Here is a 23,102-nt window from a genome sequence, read left to right as displayed (position 1 = left end):
TGGCGGGGATCACCGTGGGCCCTCCGTGGTCGTCCCCTCGGGTGTTCTGCGCGGGCGCCCCTCAGGTCCTGGCACGCACCTCTTCACGCACCTCTTCAGGCACCTCTTCAGGCACCGTGCACGAACCGGCCGCCCGCCTCGTGCAGCCGCTCGTGCAGCGCCCGGAAGACCTGCGCGGAACGCAGTCCCGGCCAGCCGTCCGGCAGCAGCCGAGCCGGCAGCCCCGGATCCGCGTAGGGCAGGTGCCGCCACGAGTCCAGGGCCAGCAGATGGTCGCGGTAGGCCGCCTGCGGCGGGGTGTCGGCGCGCGCCTCCCAGGCCCGCAGCACCGGCGCGTGCTCGTCGAGGAACGCCTCGTGCAGCTTGGCCAGGGCGGCCAGGTCCCACCAGCGGGCCACCGCGTCGGTCGTCGCGTCGAACCCCAGGTGCTCGCCGCGGAACAGGTCGACGTACCCGGCGCAGCCGATGCGCTCCAGCGTGTGCCGCGCCTCGTCGTACAGCTTCGCGGGGGCGAGCCACACGCCGGGCGCGGCGGTGCCGAAGCCGAGACCGGCCAGCGTGGAGCGGAGCACATGCCGCTTGGCCCGCTGCGACTCCGGGACGGAGAACACGGCGAGCACCCAGCCGCCCTCCGGCTCCGTGTCCTGCGCGAAGGTCCCGTAGACCCGGCGGTCGCCGTCGGCGAGGAGCTGGCGCGCGGCGTCGGACAGCGCGTACCCGGCGGCCCCCGACGCGCTGCGCGCGGGCACCAGCAGCCCGCGCCGCTTCAGCCGCGACACGGCCGAGCGGACCGAGGGCGCGTCGACCCCGGCGGCACCGAGCAGCCGGATCAGCTCGGCGACCGGCACGGGGCCGGGGAAACCCCGCCCGTAGGCGCCGTACAGCGTGACGATGAGGGAGCGCGGCGTGTGGGCCTGGCCGGTGGGCGGGGTCTGCTGCTCGGACACGTGATCACTGTACGGTTCCGGGCTCGCGCAGCCGGAACCGCTGGAGCTTCCCGGTCGCGGTGCGCGGCAGCGCGTCCAGGAAGACGATCCGGCGCGGGCACTTGTACGGCACCAGCTCCGCTCTCACGAACTCCCGCAGCGCCTCCGGTGCCTGCCGCGCCCCGGGCCGCAGCACCACGTACGCGACGACGATCCGGCCGCGCGCCTCGTCGGCGTGGCCGACGACCGCGGCCTCGGTCACGTCCGGGTGCCGCAGGAGCGCCTCCTCGACCTCCGGGCCTGCGATGTTGTACCCGGCGGAGATGATCATGTCGTCGGCGCGGGCGACGTACCGGAAGTAGCCGTCGGGGTCGCGGACGTAGGTGTCCCCGGTGATGTTCCAGCCGTGGCGCACGTACGTCGTCTGCCGTTCGCCGGCGAGGTAGCGGCAGCCGACCGGGCCGCGCACGGCGAGCAACCCCGGTTCCCCGTCCGGGAGTTCGGACCCGTCGGCGTCGACGACGCGCGCCTGCCAGCCCGGTACCGGGAGCCCGGTGGTGCCCGGCCGTATCGCGTCGTCCGCGGCGGAGATGAAGATGTGCAGCAGCTCGGTCGCCCCGATGCCGTTGATGACACGCAGCCCCGTCGCCTCGTGCCAGGCGTGCCAGGTGGCGGCGGGCAGGTTCTCCCCGGCGGAGACACAACGGCGCAGCGAGGTGATGTCGTACGCCTCCGAGGGCAGCTCGGCGAGGATCGCCCGGTACGCCGTCGGCGCCGTGAACAGGACCGACACCCGGTGCGCGGCAATGGCGGGCAACAGCTGCCGGGGGCCCGCCTGTTCCAGCAGCAGCGCGCTGGCCCCGGCGCGCAGCGGGAAGACGACGAGCCCGCCGAGCCCGAAGGTGAAGCCGAGCGGCGGGCTGCCCGCGAACACGTCGTCCGGCGTCGCCTTCAGGACGTGCCGGGCGAACGTGTCGGCGATGGCGAGCACGTCCCGGTGGAAGTGCATGCACCCCTTGGGCCGCCCGGTCGTCCCCGACGTGAAGGCGATCAGGGCCACATCGTCGGCGGCGGTCGGCACGGCCTCGTAGGCCGGCGGTTTCGACGCGGCCAGGTGGCGCAGGTCGTCGGCCCCGGCGCCGCCGAAGGTGACGACCCGCAGCCCCGGTATGCCCGCCTTGGTCAGATCGTCCACCGACCGTACGTCGCACAGCGCGTGCCGGACCCGCGCCATCTCGCACATCGTGGCCAGCTCCGCGGGCCGCGCCTGCGCGAGCACGGTCACCGCGACGCCGCCCGCCTTCATCACGGCGAGCCAGCAGGCCGCAAGGTCGGGCGTGGTGGGGCCGCGCAGCAGCACCCGGTTGCCGGGCACGACCCCGAGGTCCTCGGTGAGCACGCGCGCGATCCGGTCGACCTGTTCCCGCAACTCGCCGTACGACAGCGGGGGTCGGCCGGGGCAGAGGAAGGCGGGCCGGTCCGCGCCGTACCGCCGCACGGTCGCGTCCAGCAGTTCGGCGCCGCAGTTGAGCCGCTCCGGGTAGCGCGGCCCCGGCCCGTCGAGGAGGAGGCGGGGCCACAGCTCCGCGGGGGGCAGGTGGTCGCGCGCGAACGTGTCGGTGTGGGCGGACGGGTGCAGGGACTGAAGGGACTGCGGGCTCATCTGGGGCGCCCCCTTGCCGTGGCGTGGTCGCGCATCGAGCGTATCGTGATGGTGACGACAGTCAACGGCACGCGATACGGTGCGGGATCGAGGGGCCGGCCGGCCGCCGTCGTGAGAGGAGCTCCCGCGTATGGGCACGTTCTCGCTCGCACCCGACCAACTCGCCTGGTGCGCGGAGCTGCGCGAACTGGCGGAGCGGCGCCTCGCCCCACTCGCCGAGAAGGGTGAACCCGGCGCCGTGAACCGTCCCCTCGTCGCCGAGCTCGGCCAACTCGGGTTTCTGGAGCGCCTGTTCACCTCCGGCGCCCTCGACCTGTGTCTGATGCGGGAATCCCTCGCCCAGGTCTGTTCCGAGGCCGAGACGGCGCTCGCCCTGCAAGGGCTCGGGGCGCATCCCGTGCACGCCCACGGCACGAAGGAGCAGCGCGAGCGCTGGCTGCCCGAGGTGGCCGCGGGGCGCGCGGTCGCCGCGTTCGCGCTGAGCGAGCCGGGCGCGGGGTCCGACGCGGCGGCGCTCGCCCTGCGCGCCGAAGGAGCGGGCGCGAGCGGCTCGGGCTGGCGCCTGACCGGGGAGAAGTACTGGATCTCGAACGCCCCCGAGGCCGACCTCTACACCGTCTTCGCCCGGACGGGCCCGGACACGGGCGCCCGCGGCGTCACCGCGTTCCTGGTCCCCGCCGACCGGCCGGGCCTGACCGGCGACCACCTCGACATGCTCTGCCCGCACCCCATCGGCTCGCTCACCTTCGACGGCGTACCGGTGGGGGAGGGCGATGTGCTCGGCGAGGTGGGCGGCGGGTTCCGGGTCGCCATGCGCACCCTGGACCTGTTCCGGCCCAGCGTCGGCGCGTTCGCCGTCGGCATGGCCCAGGCCGCCCTCGACGCGACCCTCGCCCACACGGCCCAACGCCGCGCCTTCGGCGGCCCGTTGAAGGACCTCCAGACCGTCGCGCATCAGGTCGCCGACATGGCGCTGCGCGTCGAGTCGGCCCGCCTCATGGTCTACGCGGCCGCGGCGGCGTACGACGAGGGCGCCGACGGCGTGCCCCGGCGGTCGGCGATGGCCAAGCTCCTCGCGACGGAGACGGCCCAGCAAGTCATCGACACAGCGGTGCAGTTGCACGGTGCGCGGGCGCTGCTCCGCGGCCACCTCCTGGAGCACCTGTACCGCGAGGTGCGGGCGCCGCGCATCTACGAGGGCGCGTCGGAGGTTCAACGGGCCATCATCGCGAAGGAGTTGTACCGGGAGCAGTCGCGCGAGAGGGAGGCTTCCCGATGAGCGGGGGCCGCGGGGCGGGGGCCGCCCCTGGCCCCGAGGGGAGAGCGGGCTCCGAGGTGGGGCAGGGCCCCGTGGGGGGAGCGGGCTCCGAGCTGAGGCAGGGCCCCGAGCGGTTGAATCCGCCCGAACTCTCCCCGCCCACCGGCTTCTCGCACGCTGTCGTCGCCACCGGCAGCCGCCTCGTCCTGCTGGCCGGCCAGACGTCCCTGGACGCCGACGGCAAGATCACCGGCACGACCCTGCCCGAGCAGTTCGAGCGGGCCCTGACCAATCTGCTGACGGCCCTGCGGCACGCGGGCGGCTGCCCGGCGGACCTCGCGCGCGTCACCGTCTACACGACGGACGTGCCGGACTACCGCGCCCACGTCCGTGAACTCGGCCGTCTCTGGCGCGAGTTGGCCGGACGCGACTATCCGGCGATGGCGGTGATCGGCGTGGTCCGCCTCTGGGACGAACAGGCCCTCGTCGAACTCGACGGCACAGCGGTCCTGCCGTGACCGGAGTGGCCGCATAGTCTCGGCCCATGACGCAACAGGCGGAACTCTCCGTAGGGCCGATCGCGTACGACGACACGGGCGGCGACGGCCCGCCCGTGGTCCTGCTGCACGGGCTCGCGCAGGACGGCACGGTGTGGCGGCACGTGGTGGACCAACTGGGCACATCCGTACGGTGCGTCGTCCCGACCCTCCCGTACGGCAGCCACCGCACCCCGCTGCGGCCCGGCGCCGAACTCTCGCCCCGCACCATGGCGTTGCTCATCGGCGAGTTCGCCGACACCCTGGAACTGGGCGACGACACCGTGTTCGTGGAGAACGACGGGGGCCGCCTCCAGCAGCTCGTCGCCGAGCGGCCCGACCGGGTGGGACGCCTGGTCATCGCGGGCTGCGAGGCCTTCGACAACTACCCGCCGGGCCCGGCCGGCAAGCTCCTCGACGTGGCGTCCCGCGTCCCGGGCGGCCTCGCGGCCCTCGCGCGGGTCCTCTCCGTACGCGCCCTGCGCCGGGTGCCGGGCACCGGGTACGCGGTGATGTCCCACCGCCCCGTCCCGCACGACCTGATCGACCGCTGGGTCGAACCCCTGCGCAAGGACCCGGCGGCCCGCGCCGTCCTGCGGCACTACCTCCGCGCGACGGTGAGGTCGGAGCTGCTGGAGGCGGCCGACGCCCTGCGCACGTACGACCGCCCGGCCCTCGTCGTCTGGGGCAGGCAGGACCGGATGATGCCGCCCGCCCACGGCCGCCGGCTGGCCGAACTGCTGCCGCAGGGACGGCTGGTGGAGCTGGACGAGTGCGGCACACTCATCCCCCTGGACCGGCCACGCGCCCTGGCGGAGGCGATCAGGGAGTTCGCCACGACCTGAGAGCCACGCCGTCACGGCCCCGCCGCCCGGCACAGCACCCGCGCCCGGCCGGGCACCGCACCCGGACCCGTCACAGCCCCGCCGACACCCGGAACCGGCGCCGGTACTCGGTCGGTGTCGTGTTCAGGCGCCGGCGGAAGGCCCGTACCAGCGTGTCCGTCGTACCGAACCCGCACAGCGTCGCGACGCGGTCCAGGGTGGCGTCGGACGACTCCAGTTCATGGCGGGCCTTCTCCACGCGCACCGATTCGATGTAGGCGTGCGGGGTCGTCCCGAGCTCGGTCTTGAACAGGCGGGTCAGGTGCCGGTCGCTGACATGGGCGTACTCGGCGAGGTCCACGACGGTGAGCGGTCCGCCGATGTGGCGCAGGATGTGGTGGCGCAGGTCCTCGATGCGCCGCGTCGTCGACACCTGCTCCAGCGGGACGCTGAACTGGCTCTGGCCGCTGGGCCGCTTCAGGTACATCACCAGCTGCCGCGCGACCCGCAGGGCGACCGCCTCGCCCAGGTCGTCGGCGATGAGCGCGAGCGAGAGGTCGAGACAGGCGCTGATCCCGGCCCCCGTCCACACGTTGCCCTCACGGATGAAGATCGGGTCGGCGTCGACCTCGACGGCCGGGTGGGCGGCGGCCAGTTGCTGCGCGGTGGACCAGTGCGTCGTGGCGCGCTTGCCGTCGAGCAGCCCGGCGGCCGCGAGCAGATGCGCCCCGACACACACCGAGGTGATCCGGTGCGCCCGCCCGGCGAGCCTGCGCACCCACTCGACCAGTGCGGGCTCGACGACCGGGTGGACGCGGTGCTCCTCGTCGATCTCCACCGCCCCCGGCACGATGAGCGTGTCGATGGTGCCCGCGGCGGCCTGCGCGAAGGTGATGTCCGGCAGGATGCGCACCCCCGCACCGGTGGTGACCGGGTCCAGGGTCGCGGCGGTGAGCAGCACCCGGTAGCCCGCGGCCTCCTCGGTCTCGCGCAGGGCCAGTGAGAACACCTCCGGCGGCCCGGTGACGTCGAGCAGATCGACGCCCTCGAAGAGCACGATCACGATGAGTCGTCCGACGGTGTCCGGCACGGACCTCCCCCTCCACGGGTACGCCGACATCAGGCATGTCGGTATCTGCATGTTAGACGTCATTGCCGACGTCACAGCGGGGTCATAGCTTTATGGACGTGGCCCGGAGAACAGTCCGGACCGCGCCCCCTCCCGTGATCCGAAGGCGGTACGCCCATGTCCCGAACCACGCTGCGCGAGCTCAACGGCTTCGACGAGACGCCCGCGAAGCTGGCCGGCTCGACGCTGATCCTCATCGACTTCCAGAACACCTACACCCAGGGCGTGATGGAGCTCGACGGCTGGGAGGCGTCCCTCGACGCCGCCGCCCAGCTCCTCGCCCGGGCGCGGGAGGCGGGCACCAAGGTCGTCCACGTCATCAACGACGGCGGCGAGGGCACCCCCTACGACATCCGCGCGGAGATCGGCGCGATCCACCCGAAGGTCGCGCCCCTCGACGGGGAGCCGGTCGTCGTCAAGCAGGCCCCGAACGCGTTCGTCGGCACGGACCTCGCCACGCACCTCACCGAGGGCCAGGACGTCGTCATCGCGGGCTGGATGACCCACATGTGCGTGGCGTTCACGGCGCAGGGCGCGTTCCTCGGCGGCCACCGGCCCACCGTCGTCGCCGAGGCCACCGCCACCCGCTCGCTCCCGGTCGCGGGCACCGACGTACCCGCCGAGCAGGTGCATCAGTCGGCCCTCGCCACCATCGCCGACCTGTACGGGGTCGTCGTCCTGTCCCAGAAGGAGATCGTCCGATGAAGCTGCTCCGTTCCGCCGCGGCCCTCGGCGCCGCCGCCGTTCTCGCGGCCACCATGACCGCGTGCGGCGGCAGCTCCGAGGCCGCCACGCGCACCGACGCCCGCGACCAGCGGCACGAGAAGAACGACGAGAAGAACTACGCGAAGGACACGACGACGCTGCGTCAGCTGATGAAGCTGGACGAGACGCCGGCGAAGCTGTCGAACTCCACGCTGGTCCTCGTCGACTACCAGAACGTCTACACCGGCGGCGCGATGGAGCTGACCGGCTGGCGCGCGGCGGTCGACAACACCAAGACGCTCCTCGACCGGGCCCGCAAGGCCCACACGCCGGTCGTCCACATCGTGGAGAAGGGCTACGACCTCACGTCGAAGGCCGGGCAGATCATTCCGGCGCTCAAGCCGGCCAAGGGCGAGACCGTCGTGGAGAAGGCCGTCCCCAACGGCTTCCACGACACGAACCTCGACGCGGTGCTCAAGAAGACCGGCCGCAAGAACGTCATCATCTCCGGGTTCATGACGCACATGTGCACCCTGTTCACCACCGAGGGCGCCGTCTACCACGGCTACGCCCCGACCGTCGTCGGTGACGCCTCCGCCACCCGGCCGCTGCCGGTGAACGGCAACCCCCGTGGCATCCCGGCGAAGCAGGTGCACGAGTCGGCGCTCGCCACGATCCAGGACCGCTTCGGCGTCGTCGTGCCGAAGCAGCGCGACATCAAGTGACGTAGCACCACCGCCCCTCCCCCCAACCCCCCACCCGCACGTCTCCGCTCCCCGATCCGCGATCCCCGATCTCTGATCCCCGATCCCCCCAGACAAAGGCTTCCCCCCATGAACGTCATCCCCCCCATGCACGAGCAACCCCACTCGAAATCCCCATGGAGAGAACGAAGATGGCTACGCGCAGAGGATTCATAGGCGGCGCTACCGGCATCAGCACCGCCGCCCTGCTCGGCTACTCGGCGACCCCGAGTGCCGCGGACGGCGGTGCCGCGACCGCGGCGGCGACCACGGTCACCCAGGCGCAGGCGCGCGAATCGCTTTTCGCGGTCAACGCCGGCATGCGGGCCAACTACGCCACGCTCAAAGCCGAGCTGATCAAACACCTCGCCCCGGTGGTCGTGGTCCAGAACGACGCCAAGGGCGGCCGGTTCACCCTCGTGACCAAGGACGGACAGGAGTCCGCCAACCCGGTATCGCAGACGTTCGAGCTGGCGAAGTCCATCGCGCACGTCCCGCTGGGTATCTTCTCGGTGATCGCCTCCTACCTGGCGGACAAGATCCCGAACCTGCCCAACGCGAACCGCATCGACCCGCACGACCTGGTGATGGTCGCGTTCAACGACGACACGTCCACCGCCTGGATCGAACCCCTCAAGGCCTACGCCGCCAAACTCACCACCGCGCGCGCCAATCTGGCCGCGGCGGCCCTGCCCGCCACGCTGACCGCGTCCTGCGGGACGATCCTCGACGGCGGCCTGAAGTTCATCGAGACGTCGATCGCCGCGAAGCACTTCGACATGAAGTCCTTCGAGGACTTCTCCGGCAGCGTCTACCCCGCCATCCGCACCAACATGGAGCACGCCTCCCAGGCCCAGATCAAGGGCGTGCAGGACATCATGAAGACCTGGCGCGGCAAGGTCGGCGAGACGGCGTGGGCCGATCTCTACTGCGTGGTGCTCTCCCAGTGGACGACCAGCGTCCTCAACCAGAACACCATCATCCTCAAGGACTGCATGAACGCGGCGAAGGTGTCCACGCACCTCATCGACCTGCCCGGCCTGGAGCCGCCGGCGGACCCGGTCTTCACGGCGCTGGACAACCTCGCCCGCATCGTGCAGGACAACATCGCCGCCGAAATGGTCTTCCCGAAGGACACGACGGTCGCCGACGCCCTCAAGGGCCAGCAGGACCTGCTCTCCGACGAGATCCTCAAGCAGCTCGGCAGCACCACGGTGACGACGCTCTCCGCCCCGACCTACAACACGGTCGCCGCCCCGGGGGTGTGCCCGGTCCCGCACTAGAACCCCGTAGCCGGGCCCGGCCCCGCACTCGTGCCGTGCGGCCGGGCCGGGCCCGGGCCGGTCAGATGTCCCGGAACGTCTCGATCTGGGCGCCCACGGAGTTGAGCCGCTCCGCCAGGTCCTCGTAACCGCGGTTGATGACGTAGACGTTGCGCAGCACCGAGGTGCCCTCGGCCGCCATCATCGCGAGGAGCACGACGACGGCCGGGCGCAGCGCGGGCGGGCACATCATCTCGGCGGCCCGCCAGCGCGTCGGACCCTCGACCAGCACCCGGTGCGGGTCGAGGAGCTGGAGGCGCCCGCCGAGCCGGTTCAGGTCGGTGAGGTAGATCGCGCGATTGTCGTAGACCCAGTCGTGGATCAGGGTCTTGCCCTGGGCCGCCGCGGCGATCGCCGCGAAGAACGGGACGTTGTCGATGTTCAGGCCCGGGAACGGCATCGGGTGGATCTTGTCGATCGGCGCCTCCAGCTTGGAGGGGCGGACCGTCAGGTCCACGAGGCGGGTCCGCCCGTTGTCGGCGACGTACTCGGCCGTACGGTCGTGGTCGAGCCCCATCTCCTCCAGGACGGCCAGCTCGATCTCCAGGAACTCGATCGGCACGCGGCGCACGGTCAGCTCGGACTCGGTGACCACGGCCGCGGCCAGCAGGCTCATCGCCTCGACCGGGTCCTCGGAGGGCGAGTAGTCGACGTCCACGTCGATGTGCGGCACGCCGTGCACGGTCAGGGTCGTCGTGCCGATGCCGTCGACTCGCACGCCCAGGGCCTCCAGGAAGAAGCACAGGTCCTGGACCATGTAGTTGGACGAGGCGTTGCGGATCACCGTGGTGCCGTCGTGCCGGGCGGCGGCGAGCAGCGCGTTCTCCGTCACGGTGTCGCCGCGCTCGGTCAGGACGATGGGGCGGTCCGGTACGACGTCGGACCGCACCTCGGCGTGGTAGAGCCCCTCGGTGGCCGTGATGTCCAGACCGAACCGGCGCAGCGCGATCATGTGCGGCTCGATCGTGCGGGTACCGAGGTCGCAGCCGCCCGCATACGGCAGCTTGAAGCGGTCCATACGGTGCAGCAGCGGGCCGAGGAACATGATGATCGAGCGGGTGCGGCGGGCCGCCTGCGCGTCGATGGCGTCCATGTCGAGCCGGGCCGGCGGCACGACCTCCAGGTCCACCCCGTCGTTGATCCAGCGGGTCCGCACGCCGATGGAGTTGAGCACCTCCAGGAGCCGGTACACCTCCTCGATCCGGGCGACCCGCCGCAGTACCGTGCGCCCCCGGTTCAGCAGCGACGCGCAGAGCAGCGCCACACACGCGTTCTTGCTCGTCTTCACGGCGATCGAGCCGGACAGCCGGCGGCCGCCGACCACCCGCAGGTGCATCGGCCCCGCGTAGCCCAGCGAGACGATCTCGCTGTCGAGTGCTTCGCCAATTCGGGCGATCATCTCAAGGCTGATGTTTTGATTGCCGCGCTCGATGCGGTTCACGGCGCTCTGGCTCGTGCCGAGCGCCTCGGCGAGCTGCGTCTGCGTCCAGCCCCGGTGCTGGCGGGCGTCGCGGATGAGCTTGCCGATGCGTACGAGGTAGTCGTCTGCCATGGCGGCAGGTTATCTCAGATATGAGATGACGCATCCCGAGGGGTCCGCATGAGGGACGGCTTCTGACGGGACGTCAGTGTCGCTTGCCCTTCCGGGTCCTGCGCCAGCCGAAGGGGCCGGGCAGGTCCATGGAGGTGGTGCGGCGGCCGGTGCTGCTGTGGGTCTGCCGCGGCCCGTGCGAGCCACCGCCGGTCGTGATCGACCACGACTTGCGGTTGATGTTGAGGCGTACTCCCGGCAGGATCCGGAAGCTCTTGCGGAACGTGAGCGGCATGAGGGAGGGCTCCTTCCGTGCGGAGCCCTACGCGTACCCCGGCGGGCCGCGATCAGTCGGCGCCCGGCGCCACGGGCCTCGGCGCCCGGCGCGCCGGACGGCGCCGGCTACGCGTCGGTGACGCAGTCCGCCGTGCACCCGCGCTCCGCGAACCGCCGCCGCAGTGCCGCCTGGGCGTCGGAGCGCCGGGCGTGGGGGAAGCCGAAGTGTTCCCGCGCGAGGTCCAGCACCGCGTCGGTGGTGACGATCGCGGGCTCCCCGGGCCGCGCCGCCCGCCGCGCCGAGGCGATCGCCATGTCCGAGGCCCGCGCCAGGGCGACCGGGTAGCGCCGCACGGCCACGGCATGCGCGCGCCGGAGGTTCAGCGGACGGATCGCGCGCCCCTTGGCCACCAGGCCGAACGCCACGACCGCACCCCCCGCGGCCACCACCGCGATCCCGAAAAGCGCGTCCACCGCCACCCCCTCGCCAGTCGGCGGGACCAGGGTAGCGCTGGTGCTCGACCCGGCCTCGTACGACGATGAAGGGGTCGGCCGGGGGTGCGCGACGAAGCGTCGGAGGGCACCGCTTGATGGCACCACCGGGTGATGTATTAGAGTTATCTCGACATCGAGATATCTGCCGAGGCGCACCGCGGCCCCACGGCACCGCCGAACCGGATGGTTCTGACGGTAAGGCTTGCCTAACTTAGCCTTACCTCAGCGGATAGGCAACGTGGCGTGGCGGCAGGATCGCGGTGGAACGCGCACATATATGAAGGAGACTGTCGTGTCGGCGAACAGCTTCGACGCCCGCAGCACGCTGCGCGTGGGCGACGAGTCGTATGAGATCTTCAGGCTGGACAAGGTCGAGGGCTCTGCTCGCCTTCCCTACAGCCTCAAGGTGCTGCTGGAGAACCTGCTCCGCACCGAGGACGGCGCGAACATCACCGCCGACCACATCCGCGCGCTCGGCGGCTGGGACTCCCAGGCGCAGCCCTCGCAGGAGATCCAGTTCACGCCGGCCCGCGTGATCATGCAGGACTTCACCGGCGTGCCCTGTGTCGTGGACCTCGCCACCATGCGTGAGGCCGTCAAGGAGCTCGGCGGCGACCCGGCGAAGGTCAACCCGCTCTCCCCGGCCGAGCTGGTCATCGACCACTCCGTCATCGCCGACAAGTTCGGCACGAAGGAAGCCTTCGGCCAGAACGTCGAGCTGGAGTACGGCCGCAACAAGGAGCGCTACCAGTTCCTGCGCTGGGGCCAGACCGCCTTCGACGACTTCAAGGTCGTCCCCCCGGGCACCGGCATCGTCCACCAGGTCAACATCGAGCACCTGGCCCGTACGGTCATGGTCCGGGGTGGCCAGGCGTACCCCGACACGCTGGTCGGCACCGACTCGCACACCACGATGGTCAACGGCCTGGGCGTGCTCGGCTGGGGCGTCGGCGGCATCGAGGCCGAGGCCGCGATGCTCGGCCAGCCGGTCTCCATGCTCATCCCGCGCGTCGTCGGCTTCAAGCTGACCGGTGAGCTCAAGCCGGGCACCACCGCCACGGACCTCGTGCTCACGATCACCGAGATGCTCCGCAAGCACGGCGTCGTCGGCAAGTTCGTCGAGTTCTACGGCGAGGGCGTCGCCGCCACCTCGCTCGCCAACCGCGCCACCATCGGCAACATGTCGCCGGAGTTCGGCTCCACCGCCGCGATCTTCCCGATCGACGACGAGACGCTGAAGTACCTGCGCCTGACCGGCCGCGACGAGCAGCAGGTCGCGCTCGTCGAGGCGTACGCCAAGGAGCAGGGCCTCTGGCTCGACCCGGCCGCCGAGCCCGACTTCTCCGAGAAGCTGGAGCTCGACCTCGCCACGGTCGTCCCCTCGATCGCAGGCCCGAAGCGTCCGCAGGACCGCATCGTCCTCGCCAACGCCGCCGAGCAGTTCAAGGTCGACGTCCGCAACTACGTCGACTCGGTCGACGAGGCGGGCAAGGAGTCCTTCCCGGCCTCCGACGCCCCCGCCACCACGGACGGCGTCCCGTCGAACCCGGTCACGGTGACCGCCCCCGACGGCTCGACGTACGAGCTCGACCACGGCGCGGTGACGGTCGCGGCCATCACCTCCTGCACCAACACCTCGAACCCGTACGTGATGGTCGCCGCCGCGCTCGTCGCGAAGAAGGCCGTCGAGAAGGGCCTGACCCGCAAGCCGTGGGTCAAGACCACCCTCGCCCCGGGCTCCAAGGTCGTCACCGACTACTTCGACAAGGCGGGGCTCACCCCCTACCTCGACAAGGTCGGCTTCAACCTCGTCGGCTACGGCTGCACCACCTGCATCGGCAACTCGGGCCCGCTGCCCGAGGAGGTCTCCCAGGCCGTCAACGACCACGACCTCGCCGTCACCTCGGTCCTCTCCGGCAACCGGAACTTCGAGGGCCGCATCAACCCCGACGTCAAGATGAACTACCTGGCGTCCCCGCCGCTGGTCGTCGCGTACGCCCTCGCCGGTTCGATGAAGGTCGACATCACCAAGGACGCGCTCGGCGTCGACCAGGACGGCAAGCCCGTCCACCTGGACGACATCTGGCCGACCGAGGCCGAGGTCAACGACGTCGTGGCGAACGCCATCGGCGAGGACATGTTCAACAAGTCCTACGCCGACGTCTTCGCGGGCGACGCCCAGTGGCAGGCGCTGTCGATCCCGACCGGCAACACGTTCGAGTGGGACAGCGAGTCCACCTACGTCCGCAAGCCCCCGTACTTCGAGGGCATGACGATGGAGACCACCCCGGTCTCCGACATCACGGGCGCCCGCGTCCTCGCCAAGCTGGGCGACTCGGTCACCACCGACCACATCTCCCCGGCCGGCGCGATCAAGGCCGACACCCCGGCCGGCAAGTACCTCACCGAGCACGGTGTGGAGCGTCGCGACTTCAACTCCTACGGCTCGCGCCGTGGCAACCACGAGGTCATGATCCGCGGCACGTTCGCCAACATCCGCCTGCGCAACCAGCTCGCGCCGGGCACCGAGGGCGGCTACACCCGTGACTTCACGAAGGAGGACGCCCCCGTCTCCTTCATCTACGACGCCTCGCGCAACTACATCGAGCAGGGCACCCCGCTCGTCATCCTGGGCGGCAAGGAGTACGGCTCCGGCTCGTCCCGCGACTGGGCCGCCAAGGGCACCGCGCTCCTCGGCGTCAAGGCCGTCATCACCGAGTCGTACGAGCGCATCCACCGCTCGAACCTCATCGGCATGGGCGTCCTGCCGCTCCAGTTCCCGGAGGGCCAGAACGCGTCCTCCCTCGGCCTCACCGGCGAGGAGACCTTCTCCTTCACCGGCGTCGAGGAGCTGAACAACGGCACCACCCCGAGCACGGTCAAGGTCACCACCGACACCGGCGTGGAGTTCGACGCGGTCGTCCGCATCGACACCCCCGGCGAGGCGGACTACTACCGCAACGGCGGCATCATGCAGTACGTGCTGCGTAACCTGATCCGCAACTAAGCGGCCAGGTAGAGCAGTTCAGGGCCGCATCCCCGGAACGCCGGGGGTGCGGCCCTTTCTCTCTCTCGGTTCTCTCTCAGCGATCCAGGAAGGTGGCCCAGGCGGCGGGGCTGACGGTGAAGTGGGGTCCGTCGGGGTTCTTGGAGTCGCGGACGTGGATGGCGGTGGGGTGGGCGGCTACCTCGACGCACTGGCCGCCCTCGTCGCCGCTATAGCTCGACTTCCGCCAGTTGTACGCGACTTCGAGGCACTGGCCGCCTTCACTGCCGCTGTAGCTCGACTTGAACCAGTTCAGTGCGGTGCTCATTGCTCTCCTAGCAGCCGGTCCAGCAGGCCCTTCGAGTGCTCGGGCGTGAGGGCCTGTGATCGCAGCATCGCATATTTGCGCGCCAGGATGGACACCTCGTCGGCGTCGGAAACCCACTGGCTCCCGCGTTGCGACTCGGTGTACGCGAGGTGCTGATGGTCCGGTGTCTCCAGGAGGGTGAATGGGCCGTTGAGACCTGCATGTGTTGGAGCGTCGAGTGGCAGGAACTGCAAGGTCAGGCCCGGCAATTCGGCGCAGGCGCGCAGGTGGCGCAACTGTTCGGACCGAGCCTGTGGTTCGAGGTAGGCCAGCTTGAGCGCGGCTTCCCAGACGACGAAGCTCAGCGTGGGCGGACACTTGCGGTGCAGGACTTCCTGCCGCTGGACACGGCCCGCCGTCTTCGCCTCGATCTCGTCCTCGTCGTAGGCGGGGACACGGTTGCGCAGTACGGTGCGCGCGCACTCCTCGGTCTGGAGGATGCCGGGCACGGTCAGGACGTCGTACCAGGACAGTGCGATGGCCTGCCGCTCATGCGCCATGTACTGCTCGGCGTACAACGGAAACTGGTCGATCTCCGGCAGGTTGGCCACCGCGACGGCCAACGCCCCTTTGGTCTGCAGCAGTTCATCCATGGTGACGGCCAGGTCCGGCAACAAAGGCCGCCGCCCCTGCTCAATGGCGGCGATGGTCGCCTCGGCGACGACAAGGCGCTCCGCGAGCCCCGCCTGCGTGAACCCGGCGGCCTTGCGGAACAGGGCGACGAGATCGGCCACCATCCTTATCGCCGACGGGTTCTTCGGCGTGTTCTTCTGGGGATACCGCTGCGGGCGCTTGCCGGGGCTCATGACGGACAATCTCCCCGCCTCCGATCTGACTCGACCCCATGCGAACCCCGACAAAGAATCTGTCGGGGTTGGCGTACTGTATACGCGCCGTCACCGTCCGCGACGCTCTTCGCGTGAACGAGGCGAAGCAGACACTCCAACTCCCCGGCGCCCGCGAGCGGTTCTACCGGCGGGAACGCCAGTCGGTCCCGGCGGCACGGGCGTTCGTACGGGCGGCGCTCACCGACTGGGGCGTGGACGGCGAACGGGTGGACGACATCCTGCTCTGCGTCAGCGAACTCGCCACGAACGCCCTGGTCCACGGAGTCCCGCTCGGCCGCGGTTTCCTGCTGTGCGTCATCCCGTACGGGGGCGGCATCCGCGTGGAGGTCCACGACAGCGGCGACGGCGAACCGGCCGTGCCCCACGGCGCCCGGGACGCGGAGGGCGGCCGGGGCCTGTTCCTGGTGGAGACGCTGGCGGACAAGTGGGGCGTGGGGGCGCGGGACCCGGGGAAGGTGGTGTGGTGCGAGGTGGCTGCTCAGGGCATTCCGCGCCGGCTGCCCCAGTAGCGCAGGGTGGTTTCGCCCACGCTCGGGTCGTCGGCGGCGGCGCGCTCCGTGCACAGGGTCTCCGGGGCGATCCGCTCGCCCCAGCACCGCCATCCGTTCCCGACACCGTCGGGCCGGAACTCGATCAACTGGGCCGGTCGCGCGGGAAGGCCGGTGGTCCGGAACCGGGGTGAGCGGATACTTTTCGTGTACTGGGCGCCCTCATTGACGTAGGAGACCTGGAAGGACCAGGTGCACGCGCGTGCACCCGTCAGGACGTCCAGGTTGGCGGCCCAGGAGGTCTGGCCGTTCCCCAGCTCGATGTAGCCGCGGGAGAAGTACGGATAGGTCCCGTCCCGCGACTGACGGAGCAGGGGTGCGACACCGTCGGCCAGGTCCACCGCCACGTTGTCGACTTCTTCGCCGCCCTCCGGTGGCAGGTGGATGACCGTGGGCGCGGAGGAGTCGGAGCAGTGCACGTCGGTCGCGTCCATGGCCCTGACCGACACGGCGTGTGAGCGGTCGCTCTGGAGCGTCAGCTTGTAGGGGAAGGCGGCGCGGGGCGAGGCCCCGTTGTCCTGCCGACCGCTGTCGCCGGGATAGACCAGGTGGGGCTTGTGGGCGAACCCGTTCAGCATGGAGAGGAATTCCGGAATGGTCGTCTCGGTGCCCAGCGGGTGTGTGACGACGGCGGTCTGCTCCGCCGGGGTGAGCGGTTCGTCGAAGACGATCCATTGCGCGTCGAGCCTGTTGTCGCGTATGACGGAATCCGCGTCGTCGGACGAGGCCACCGCTGTCGTGAACGGTTCCTTCCCGGCCTCGATCGCGTCCCCGGCCGAATCCTCCGCCCGCGCGGTGGCGCTCATCGTCAGCAGGTTGAAGCCGAACTGGAAGTAGCTGGTCAGCACGGAGGTGACGAGCGCCAGCACGACCGTGACGGCCAGGATCCGCCGGCGGCCCCGCCGGCCGGCCCCGGCGAACCCGGGGATCCGGCTGTCGAGCACGCTGATCACCGGGGAAGGACCGGCGGCGGGCGGCGGCGCGGGAGGGTACGGCGGCCGGGGCGGGACCGCGGGAGCAGCGGGAGGAACAGCCGGCGGCCGCGAGGGCCGGGGCGGAGGTGGCGGCGCAGAATTCTCCGGCATCAGCCACTCCTCGATCCGGCGTGACGCACAGCTCAGGGAGGCCGCATTCTAGCTATGAACGGGGCGGCGCAGGAGGGCGTGCGCACGAGGAGAGCGCCCTTGCCCGGCCCACGCGCAGCAGGGACCTCACCACTGCTCCGTGGTCTCCCACCGTGTTCGCCTACCCGCCGGTGCGGCGGAGCTCGTCCAGCCACTCCCTGCCCAGTCGGCGCCCGTCCGGGAAGCGGTCGTCCCGGTACCAGCGCCAGGTCGTGACCATCGCGAGGACGAGGGTGCGGCAGGCACGCAGCACGTCCTGGTCGACGCCCGGACAGTGCGTGCCGACTTCCTCGGGCGCGTGGGCGAAGTCGAATTCGACGGGCCCCCGGCAACACGTCTCCAGGTCGACGAAGAGCAGCCCGCTCCTCGTGGTGAGCAGGTTGCCGGGGTGGGGCTCGCCGTGGAGCAGTTGCTCGGCGCCGCCGCGCTCGCCGATCACGCCCCGCAGACGCCGCAACGTGTCGCCGAGCAGTTCCCGGTCCGCGTCGGGGAGTTCGGGGGTGCGGTCGCGGTCCGCCACGAGGTGCTGCGCCCGCCTGACCCGGTCGGTGAAGTGCGGCGCGGGGACGTCGAGGGTGCGCATGCCGGCGTGCAGCCGCTCCAGCGCACGGGCGTAGTCGGACGGCGGCACCTCGTGCGGGGCGACCGGTCCGCGGGGTTCGTAGTAGGTCCAGAGCGTGATCACGAAGCCGTCGCGCTCGTGGACGCGTGGCTCCACGCGGGGTTCGAGCGCGGCCACCGGGCTCCCGGCCGCGGCGAGCCGCTGTGCGAGCCCGATCTCGAACCGGGCGACCTGGTCCGCCACCGGCGCCACCCGGGCCAGCACGTCACACGGCAGCAGCCGCAGCGTGAGCTTGTTCGAGTCATGGAGGACGGTCGCGTCGTCCGCCGGCAGGCCGAGCGAGGCGGCGACCGCCAGGGCCGCGGCCGTCGCCCGCATGGCGTCCGGCACCTGCATCGTCACCGGCTCCTTTCCCTGGAGCGAGCACTGCCGCGATCTTCCGCCGCGGCGGAACTCGCGCACGGTACCCCGAAACTCGGATGACCCGGCAGGACCGGCGCGGCTACCGTCGCCCGGTGACCGATGACCTCACGTCCGTACACGCAACCGATGCCCCCGAGGACGGCTACTTCCCGGAGAGTGTCGCCGTCGGCTACGACGACGGCGAGGACCCCGGCGCCGTCGCCTCCGCCGTCGACTTCCTGGCCGCGCTCGCCGACGGCGGACCCGCTCTCGAACTCGCCGTCGGAACCGGCCGGATCGCCCTCCCCCTCGTCGGGCGCGGCGTACCCGTCACGGGGATCGACCTCTCCCGCGCCATGGTGGAGAGGCTCCGCGACAAACCCGGCGGCGCCGAACTCCCCGTCACCGTCGGCGACATGACCACGACCAAGGTCGAGGGCGCCGGCACCTTCGCCCTCGCCTACCTCGTCTACAACACCATCAACAACCTGACCACGCAGGACGCCCAGGTCGAGGCGTTCCGCAACGCCGCGGCCCACCTCGCGCCCGGCGGCCGCTTCGTCGTCGAGGTCGGCGTGCCCGGACTGCGGCGGCTCCCGCCCGGCCAGGAAGCGGTGATCTTCGGCCTCTCCGGCGAGCGGGTCGCCTTCGACCGGTACGAGGACCTCGCCCGCCAGCGCTTCAGCTCCAACTACGTCTCGGTCGGCGCCGACGGCCGCGGCCGCTACTGGACCATCCCCTTCCGCTACGTCTGGCCCGCCGAGCTCGACCTGATGGCCCGGCTGGCCGGGATGCGCCTGGAGCAGCGGTACGAGGGGTGGGACCGCACCCCGTTCACCTCGGAGAGCGGCAGCCACGTATCGGTGTACGTGCGCTGACGCGCGAAGGGCGGGCGTGAACCTTCCACGCCCGCCCTCCGCGGTGCCGGTGCCCGATCCGGCGGTGCTAGCTCAGCAGCTCGACCTCAGCCACCGTCGCCGCCCCGCCGGTGAACACCAGCCGGTAGTGCTGGTACGCCCCCGGCGACGCCACGCTGAACGCCCGGGTCTGCTTGTCCCAGGTGAAGGACTCGCCGGAGCGTGCGTCGACCGTCTTCCAGGCCGTGCCGTCGTGCGACGCCTCCAGGGTCCAGCCCGTGGGGGCCTTCGCCTTGTCGGCCGACGTCAGCGTGTACTGCACGGCCTTCGTACCGGCCGCGCCGACCGGCAGTTCCACGGACGCGGAACTCGCGCTCGTGGCCGAGGAGTTGTCGAAGAGCGGGCCCGACCCGGTGATCGCGTCCTTGCGCGGCGACGGCACCTTGTCGTCCTGCGTGATCGACGTGGGCGCCGCGTCCTTGCCGGTGCCCCACTTCGACGGCTTCGACCCCATCGCGAACTCGATGACCCCGCCCTTGGCGACGACCGAGTTCGGCAGCGACGTCTTGGTCCACGTACGGCCGTTGACCTTCACGCCCTGCACGTAGATGTTCTTCGCGCTGTTCTTCGGCGCCTTGATGACGAGGTCGCGGCCGTTCTCCAGGTGCAGCGTCATCTTCGTGAACTGCGGGGAGCCGATGGCGTATTCGCCACTGCCCATCACCAGCGGGTAGAAGCCCATCGACGAGAAGAGGTACCAGGCCGACTGCTCGCCGTTGTCCTCGTCGCCGTGGTAGCCCTGCCCGATCTCGCTGCCCGTGTAGAGGCGGGAGAGGACCTCACGGACCTTCTCCTGCGTCTTGTACGGCTGGCCTGCCGCGTCGTACATGTACGTGACGTGGTGCGCGACCTGGTTGGAGTGGCCGTACATGCCCATCCGGACGTCACGCGCCTCGGTCATCTCGTGGATGACACCGCCGTACGATCCGGCGACCTTCGACGAGCCGGTCTCGGGCGTCGCGAAGTACGTGTCGAGCTTCTTCGCGAGGCCGTCCTTGCCGCCGTACAGGTTGGCGAGGCCGCGGCTGTCCTGGACGGCGGTGAAGGCGTAGCCCCAGGCGTTGGTCTCGGTGTAGTCGTAACCCCAGATGCTCGGGTCGAACTCGCCGGACTTCACGCGCCAGTTGCCCGCCGCGTCCTTGCCCTGGAAGAAGCCGGTACCGGCCGCCTTGTCGTCGAACATGTTCACGTACTCACGGGCCCGGTTGAGGAAGTACGCCGACTCCTCCTTGTACTGCTTCTTGCCCGTCTTCTTGTAGAGCGCCTGGCCCATCTGCGCGATGCCGTAGTCGTTGAGGTAACCCTCCAGCGCCCACGACAGGCCCTCGTGCGTGTCGCTGCTCGTGTAGCCGAGGAAGGGCGAGGTCTCCATGCCCTTGCGGCCCACACCCGACTGCGGCGGCACCACGGTCGCGTTCTTCACGGCCGCCTTGTACGCGTCCTCGGCGTCGAAGTCGATGCCCTTCACGTACGCGTCGGCGAACGCGACATCCGACGACGTGCCGGTCATCAGGTCCGCGTAACCGGGCGACGACCACCGCGAGATCCAGCCGCCGTCCTTGTACTGCTGCAAGAACCCGTCGACCAGCTCGCCCGCCTTCTTCGGAGTCAGCAGCGAGTACGCCGGCCAGGTGGTGCGGTAGGTGTCCCAGAAGCCGTTGTTGACGTACGGCTTGCCGTCGACGATCTTCGCGCCGGTGTGGGTCGGGGTGTCGGGACCCGTCATCGGCGAGAACGGCGACGCGTACTGGAACTTCGAACCGACCTTCTCGAAGCCGGAGTTGGGGTACAGGTACAACCGGTAGAGCGAGGAGTAGAGCGAGGTGCGCTGGTCGTCCGTCGCGCCCTCCACCTCCACCTTCTTCATCAGCGTGTCCCACTGGGCGCGCGCCGCGTCCCGCACGGACGTGAACGACCGCTTCCGCGGCAGCTCCTGCGCCAGGTTGTCCTTCGCCTGGTCGAGGCTGATGAGCGAGGTCGCCAGGCGCAGGGTGACCGTGCGGTCCTTGCCCGCGTCGAAGGTGAAGTGCCCCTTCACGCCCGCGGATTCGGCGTCCTTGACCGGCTTGTCGAAGACCCCGTAGACGAACAGGCGCGTCGCGCCCGTCGAGAGGCCGGACTTCACGTCCGAGTAGCCGGTGACGACCCCGTTCTCCTTGTCGAGGGTGAGGCCGCCCTGCTCGGAGACGTTGTCGAAGACGACGCTCGCGTCGTCCCCCGGATAGCTGAAGCGCAGCGCGGCGGCGTGATCGGTCGGCGCCATCTCCGCCTTCACGCCGTTCTCGAACTTCACGCCGTAGTAGTACGGCCTGGCCGTCTCGTTCTCGTGCTTGAACGGCAGCGCGCGGCCGGTCCGGGACGTGTCCACCGTGGCCGCGGCCGACGGCATCATCTGGAACGTCTGCCGGTCACCCATCCACGGGCTCGGCTCGTGGCTCGCCGCCAGCGCCTCCATCGTGGGCAGGTTGTCCGCGTTGTTGTCACGCGCGTAGTCGTACAGCCAGCTCAGCGAACCGGCGTTGGTCACCGGCGTCCAGAAGTTGAAGCCGTGGGGGACGGCCGTCGCCGGGAAGGTGTTGCCGCGCGAGAACCCGCCGCTGGAGTTGGTGCCGCGCGTCGTGGACGCGTAGTCGCTCAAGTGCGCCTTGGGACGCGTCGGTTCGGCCCGCGCGATGTCGATGTCGTCGACCCAGCCACGGAACTTCGCCGGCCCCTTGGGGGAGTCGTACGCGACCAGGATCCGGTCGATCGTCCGGCCCGCGGCGACCGACCCGATGCCCGACTTCACAGCGTTCCACTGGTTCACGTACAGCCGCTTGGCGGCGCCCTGCCCCTGCGGCGTCAGCAGCCCGCCGTGCGCGTCGACGGCCTTGAGGTCGCTCAGGTACGTGCCGTCGGTGAACGCGAGGTCGACGGAGACGTTCGTGGCGTCGTAGTCGAGGTCCGTGTCCGCCATCGAAGGGAAGATCTTGTAGGACAGCTCGGTGTCCCGCTGCACCGCCACATCGACGTCGAAGACCTTGTTGTACGAGTACGCGCGCCCTTCGCCCTTGTGCGTGCCCGCGTAGCGCAGCGCGCGCTTGCCAGTGAAGCCGGCGCCCGCCTTGGCCGTCGGGGAGCCGCTCGGCCCCCGGTCCACGAGCGAGAGCATGTCCTCGGGCGTGGGGGACTGCTCGTCCCCTGTGGACAGCTGGAGGTCGGCGAGCTGGGTGGCGTCGCCCGCACCGTTGTTCTTCGTGAACTCGATGCGGAAATGGGCGTATGCGGCGGGGTTCTCTATCGCGTACGTCTGTGTCTTGAGCCGCTCGTCGAAGGTCTCGCCGGAGCGCGAGTCGAGCGTCGTCCACTCCTTGCCGTCGGCCGAACCCTTCAGGGTCCAGTCCTTCGGGTCACGCTCGTCGTGGTCGTTGGCGGAGGTCAGCGCGTACTTGGTGACCTTGGCCGGGGCGTCCAGGTCGTACTCGACCCAGGCGGTCGGCGTGAAAGCCAGCCACTTGCTGCTCGACTCGCCGTCGAGCAGGTTCTCCTTGGTCTCACCGCCGCCCGCGTTCTCGTCGCTGGCGCGGACCTCCGTGACGTGCCCGTTGACACTGCCCGGCATGCCGCCGCTGTAGCCGCCGTCGACACCGCTGGACCGCTTGGCGCCGTCCGGGGCGGTGTCGACCGTGTTCAGCCAGTCCGGGGCGGGCTGACCCTCCTCGAAGGAGGAGCTGAACTCCTTGGCCGGGCGCGGTTTCTGCCCCGGCGCGCCGGCCGCGGCCCCCTGCCCGACCGCGGTCAGCACCAGCGCGGCCGCTCCCAGGGCCGCCGTGGTGGCGAGTCTGTGTCTGGATCGGCTGGAGCGGCCGAACTGGATCGGTCTGCCTTGCATGGCTGAGCACCCTCCCGACGAAGTAGACAACGTTGTCAGTTCGTTGCGCAACGTCCAGTAGGGAGGTAA

20 protein-coding genes are annotated in these 23,102 nt (G+C 70.7%); 9 read left to right on the top strand and 11 right to left on the bottom strand.

Translation table 11 applies throughout. The features are described from left to right. Positions 1–107: 107 nt before the first annotated feature. Together ACZ45E_RS05145 and ACZ45E_RS05140 are read right to left on the bottom strand one after the other, a co-directional pair. Positions 108–947, bottom strand: coding sequence for a PaaX family transcriptional regulator (locus tag ACZ45E_RS05145; protein ID WP_468216698.1), 840 nt, complete (start codon positions 945–947; stop codon positions 108–110). 4 nt (positions 948–951) lie between these two features. Then, entirely contained in the window at positions 952–2,589 is a 1,638-nt protein-coding gene (locus ACZ45E_RS05140; RefSeq protein WP_468216697.1) for an AMP-binding protein, read from the bottom strand. A gap of 130 nt (positions 2,590–2,719) precedes the next feature. Here ACZ45E_RS05140 and ACZ45E_RS05135 point away from each other — a divergent pair, with 130 nt between their 5' ends. The 3 genes from ACZ45E_RS05135 to ACZ45E_RS05125 are packed head-to-tail and all read left to right on the top strand — an operon-like array spanning position 2,720 to position 5,228. Continuing rightward, positions 2,720–3,868 (top strand): acyl-CoA dehydrogenase family protein, encoded by a 1,149-nt coding sequence (locus ACZ45E_RS05135; RefSeq protein WP_468216695.1) that lies wholly within the window; start codon positions 2,720–2,722, stop codon positions 3,866–3,868. Continuing rightward, positions 3,865–4,365, top strand: a complete 501-nt coding sequence (locus tag ACZ45E_RS05130; RefSeq protein ID WP_468216692.1) for a RidA family protein — start codon at positions 3,865–3,867, stop codon at positions 4,363–4,365. The genes ACZ45E_RS05135 and ACZ45E_RS05130 overlap by 4 nt, the downstream gene beginning before the upstream one ends. Before the next feature lie 26 nt (positions 4,366–4,391). Further along, positions 4,392–5,228, top strand: coding sequence for an alpha/beta fold hydrolase (locus ACZ45E_RS05125; protein ID WP_468216689.1), 837 nt, complete (start codon positions 4,392–4,394; stop codon positions 5,226–5,228). A gap of 70 nt (positions 5,229–5,298) precedes the next feature. On the opposite strand, the gene ACZ45E_RS05120 is transcribed toward ACZ45E_RS05125, so the two are convergent. Next, positions 5,299–6,327, bottom strand: a complete 1,029-nt coding sequence (locus tag ACZ45E_RS05120) for a GlxA family transcriptional regulator (protein WP_468217141.1) — start codon at positions 6,325–6,327, stop codon at positions 5,299–5,301. 126 nt (positions 6,328–6,453) lie between these two features. On the opposite strand from ACZ45E_RS05120, the gene ACZ45E_RS05115 reads away from it, so the two are divergent. The 3 genes from ACZ45E_RS05115 to ACZ45E_RS05105 all read left to right on the top strand — a co-directional run bounded on the left by ACZ45E_RS05115 (position 6,454) and on the right by ACZ45E_RS05105 (position 9,067). Beyond that, positions 6,454–7,041 (top strand): isochorismatase family protein, encoded by a 588-nt coding sequence (locus tag ACZ45E_RS05115; protein WP_468216686.1) that lies wholly within the window; start codon positions 6,454–6,456, stop codon positions 7,039–7,041. Next, a complete protein-coding gene (locus tag ACZ45E_RS05110; protein WP_468216685.1) occupies positions 7,038–7,766 on the top strand; it encodes an isochorismatase family protein in 729 nt (242 codons plus the stop codon). The genes ACZ45E_RS05115 and ACZ45E_RS05110 overlap by 4 nt, the downstream gene beginning before the upstream one ends. A 170-nt stretch (positions 7,767–7,936) precedes the next feature. Continuing rightward, positions 7,937–9,067, top strand: a complete 1,131-nt coding sequence (locus tag ACZ45E_RS05105) for a hypothetical protein (protein ID WP_468216683.1) — start codon at positions 7,937–7,939, stop codon at positions 9,065–9,067. A 61-nt stretch (positions 9,068–9,128) separates the two neighbouring features. On the opposite strand, the gene ACZ45E_RS05100 is transcribed toward ACZ45E_RS05105, so the two are convergent. The 3 genes from ACZ45E_RS05100 to ACZ45E_RS05090 all read right to left on the bottom strand — a co-directional run bounded on the left by ACZ45E_RS05100 (position 9,129) and on the right by ACZ45E_RS05090 (position 11,387). After that, a complete protein-coding gene (locus ACZ45E_RS05100) occupies positions 9,129–10,658 on the bottom strand; it encodes a helix-turn-helix domain-containing protein (RefSeq protein ID WP_468216681.1) in 1,530 nt (509 codons plus the stop codon). A gap of 73 nt (positions 10,659–10,731) precedes the next feature. Continuing rightward, positions 10,732–10,932: a DUF4236 domain-containing protein gene (locus tag ACZ45E_RS05095; RefSeq protein WP_468216678.1), complete on the bottom strand. Its 201-nt coding sequence runs from the start codon at positions 10,930–10,932 to the stop codon at positions 10,732–10,734. Positions 10,933–11,039: 107 nt separating this feature from the next. Beyond that, positions 11,040–11,387 (bottom strand): hypothetical protein, encoded by a 348-nt coding sequence (locus ACZ45E_RS05090; RefSeq protein ID WP_468216677.1) that lies wholly within the window; start codon positions 11,385–11,387, stop codon positions 11,040–11,042. 313 nt (positions 11,388–11,700) lie between these two features. On the opposite strand from ACZ45E_RS05090, the gene acnA reads away from it, so the two are divergent. Beyond that, the gene (gene acnA, locus ACZ45E_RS05085; RefSeq protein ID WP_468216675.1) at positions 11,701–14,415 is read left to right on the top strand and encodes an aconitate hydratase AcnA; all 2,715 of its coding nucleotides are present in this window, start codon (positions 11,701–11,703) and stop codon (positions 14,413–14,415) included. A 76-nt stretch (positions 14,416–14,491) separates the two neighbouring features. On the opposite strand, the gene ACZ45E_RS05080 is transcribed toward acnA, so the two are convergent. Both ACZ45E_RS05080 and ACZ45E_RS05075 read right to left on the bottom strand, forming a co-directional pair. Further along, positions 14,492–14,722: a DUF397 domain-containing protein gene (locus ACZ45E_RS05080; protein WP_468216673.1), complete on the bottom strand. Its 231-nt coding sequence runs from the start codon at positions 14,720–14,722 to the stop codon at positions 14,492–14,494. Beyond that, a complete protein-coding gene (locus ACZ45E_RS05075; RefSeq protein WP_468216671.1) occupies positions 14,719–15,567 on the bottom strand; it encodes a helix-turn-helix domain-containing protein in 849 nt (282 codons plus the stop codon). Before ACZ45E_RS05075 ends, ACZ45E_RS05080 begins: the two co-directional genes overlap by 4 nt. Before the next feature lie 113 nt (positions 15,568–15,680). On the opposite strand from ACZ45E_RS05075, the gene ACZ45E_RS05070 reads away from it, so the two are divergent. Next, a complete protein-coding gene (locus ACZ45E_RS05070) occupies positions 15,681–16,118 on the top strand; it encodes an ATP-binding protein (protein WP_468216670.1) in 438 nt (145 codons plus the stop codon). On the opposite strand, the gene ACZ45E_RS05065 is transcribed toward ACZ45E_RS05070, so the two are convergent. Further along, on the bottom strand, positions 16,088–17,110 hold the full coding sequence (locus tag ACZ45E_RS05065; RefSeq protein ID WP_468216668.1) for a hypothetical protein: 1,023 nt from the start codon (positions 17,108–17,110) through the stop codon (positions 16,088–16,090). The two genes, ACZ45E_RS05070 and ACZ45E_RS05065, sit on opposite strands and share 31 nt — an antisense overlap. 292 nt (positions 17,111–17,402) lie before the next feature. Continuing rightward, on the bottom strand, positions 17,403–18,239 hold the full coding sequence (locus tag ACZ45E_RS05060) for a phosphotransferase (RefSeq protein ID WP_468217139.1): 837 nt from the start codon (positions 18,237–18,239) through the stop codon (positions 17,403–17,405). A 119-nt stretch (positions 18,240–18,358) separates the two neighbouring features. Between ACZ45E_RS05060 and ACZ45E_RS05055 the strand changes: the two genes are divergently transcribed. Then, entirely contained in the window at positions 18,359–19,123 is a 765-nt protein-coding gene (locus ACZ45E_RS05055; protein WP_468216666.1) for a class I SAM-dependent DNA methyltransferase, read from the top strand. A gap of 67 nt (positions 19,124–19,190) precedes the next feature. Here ACZ45E_RS05055 and ACZ45E_RS05050 read toward each other — a convergent pair whose 3' ends face one another. After that, positions 19,191–23,033, bottom strand: coding sequence for a GH92 family glycosyl hydrolase (locus tag ACZ45E_RS05050; RefSeq protein WP_468216663.1), 3,843 nt, complete (start codon positions 23,031–23,033; stop codon positions 19,191–19,193). Positions 23,034–23,102 lie beyond the last annotated feature (69 nt).

This window comes from Streptomyces sp. NPDC030991 (assembly GCF_055571235.1).
This window is presented reverse-complemented; position numbering and strand designations above follow the sequence as displayed.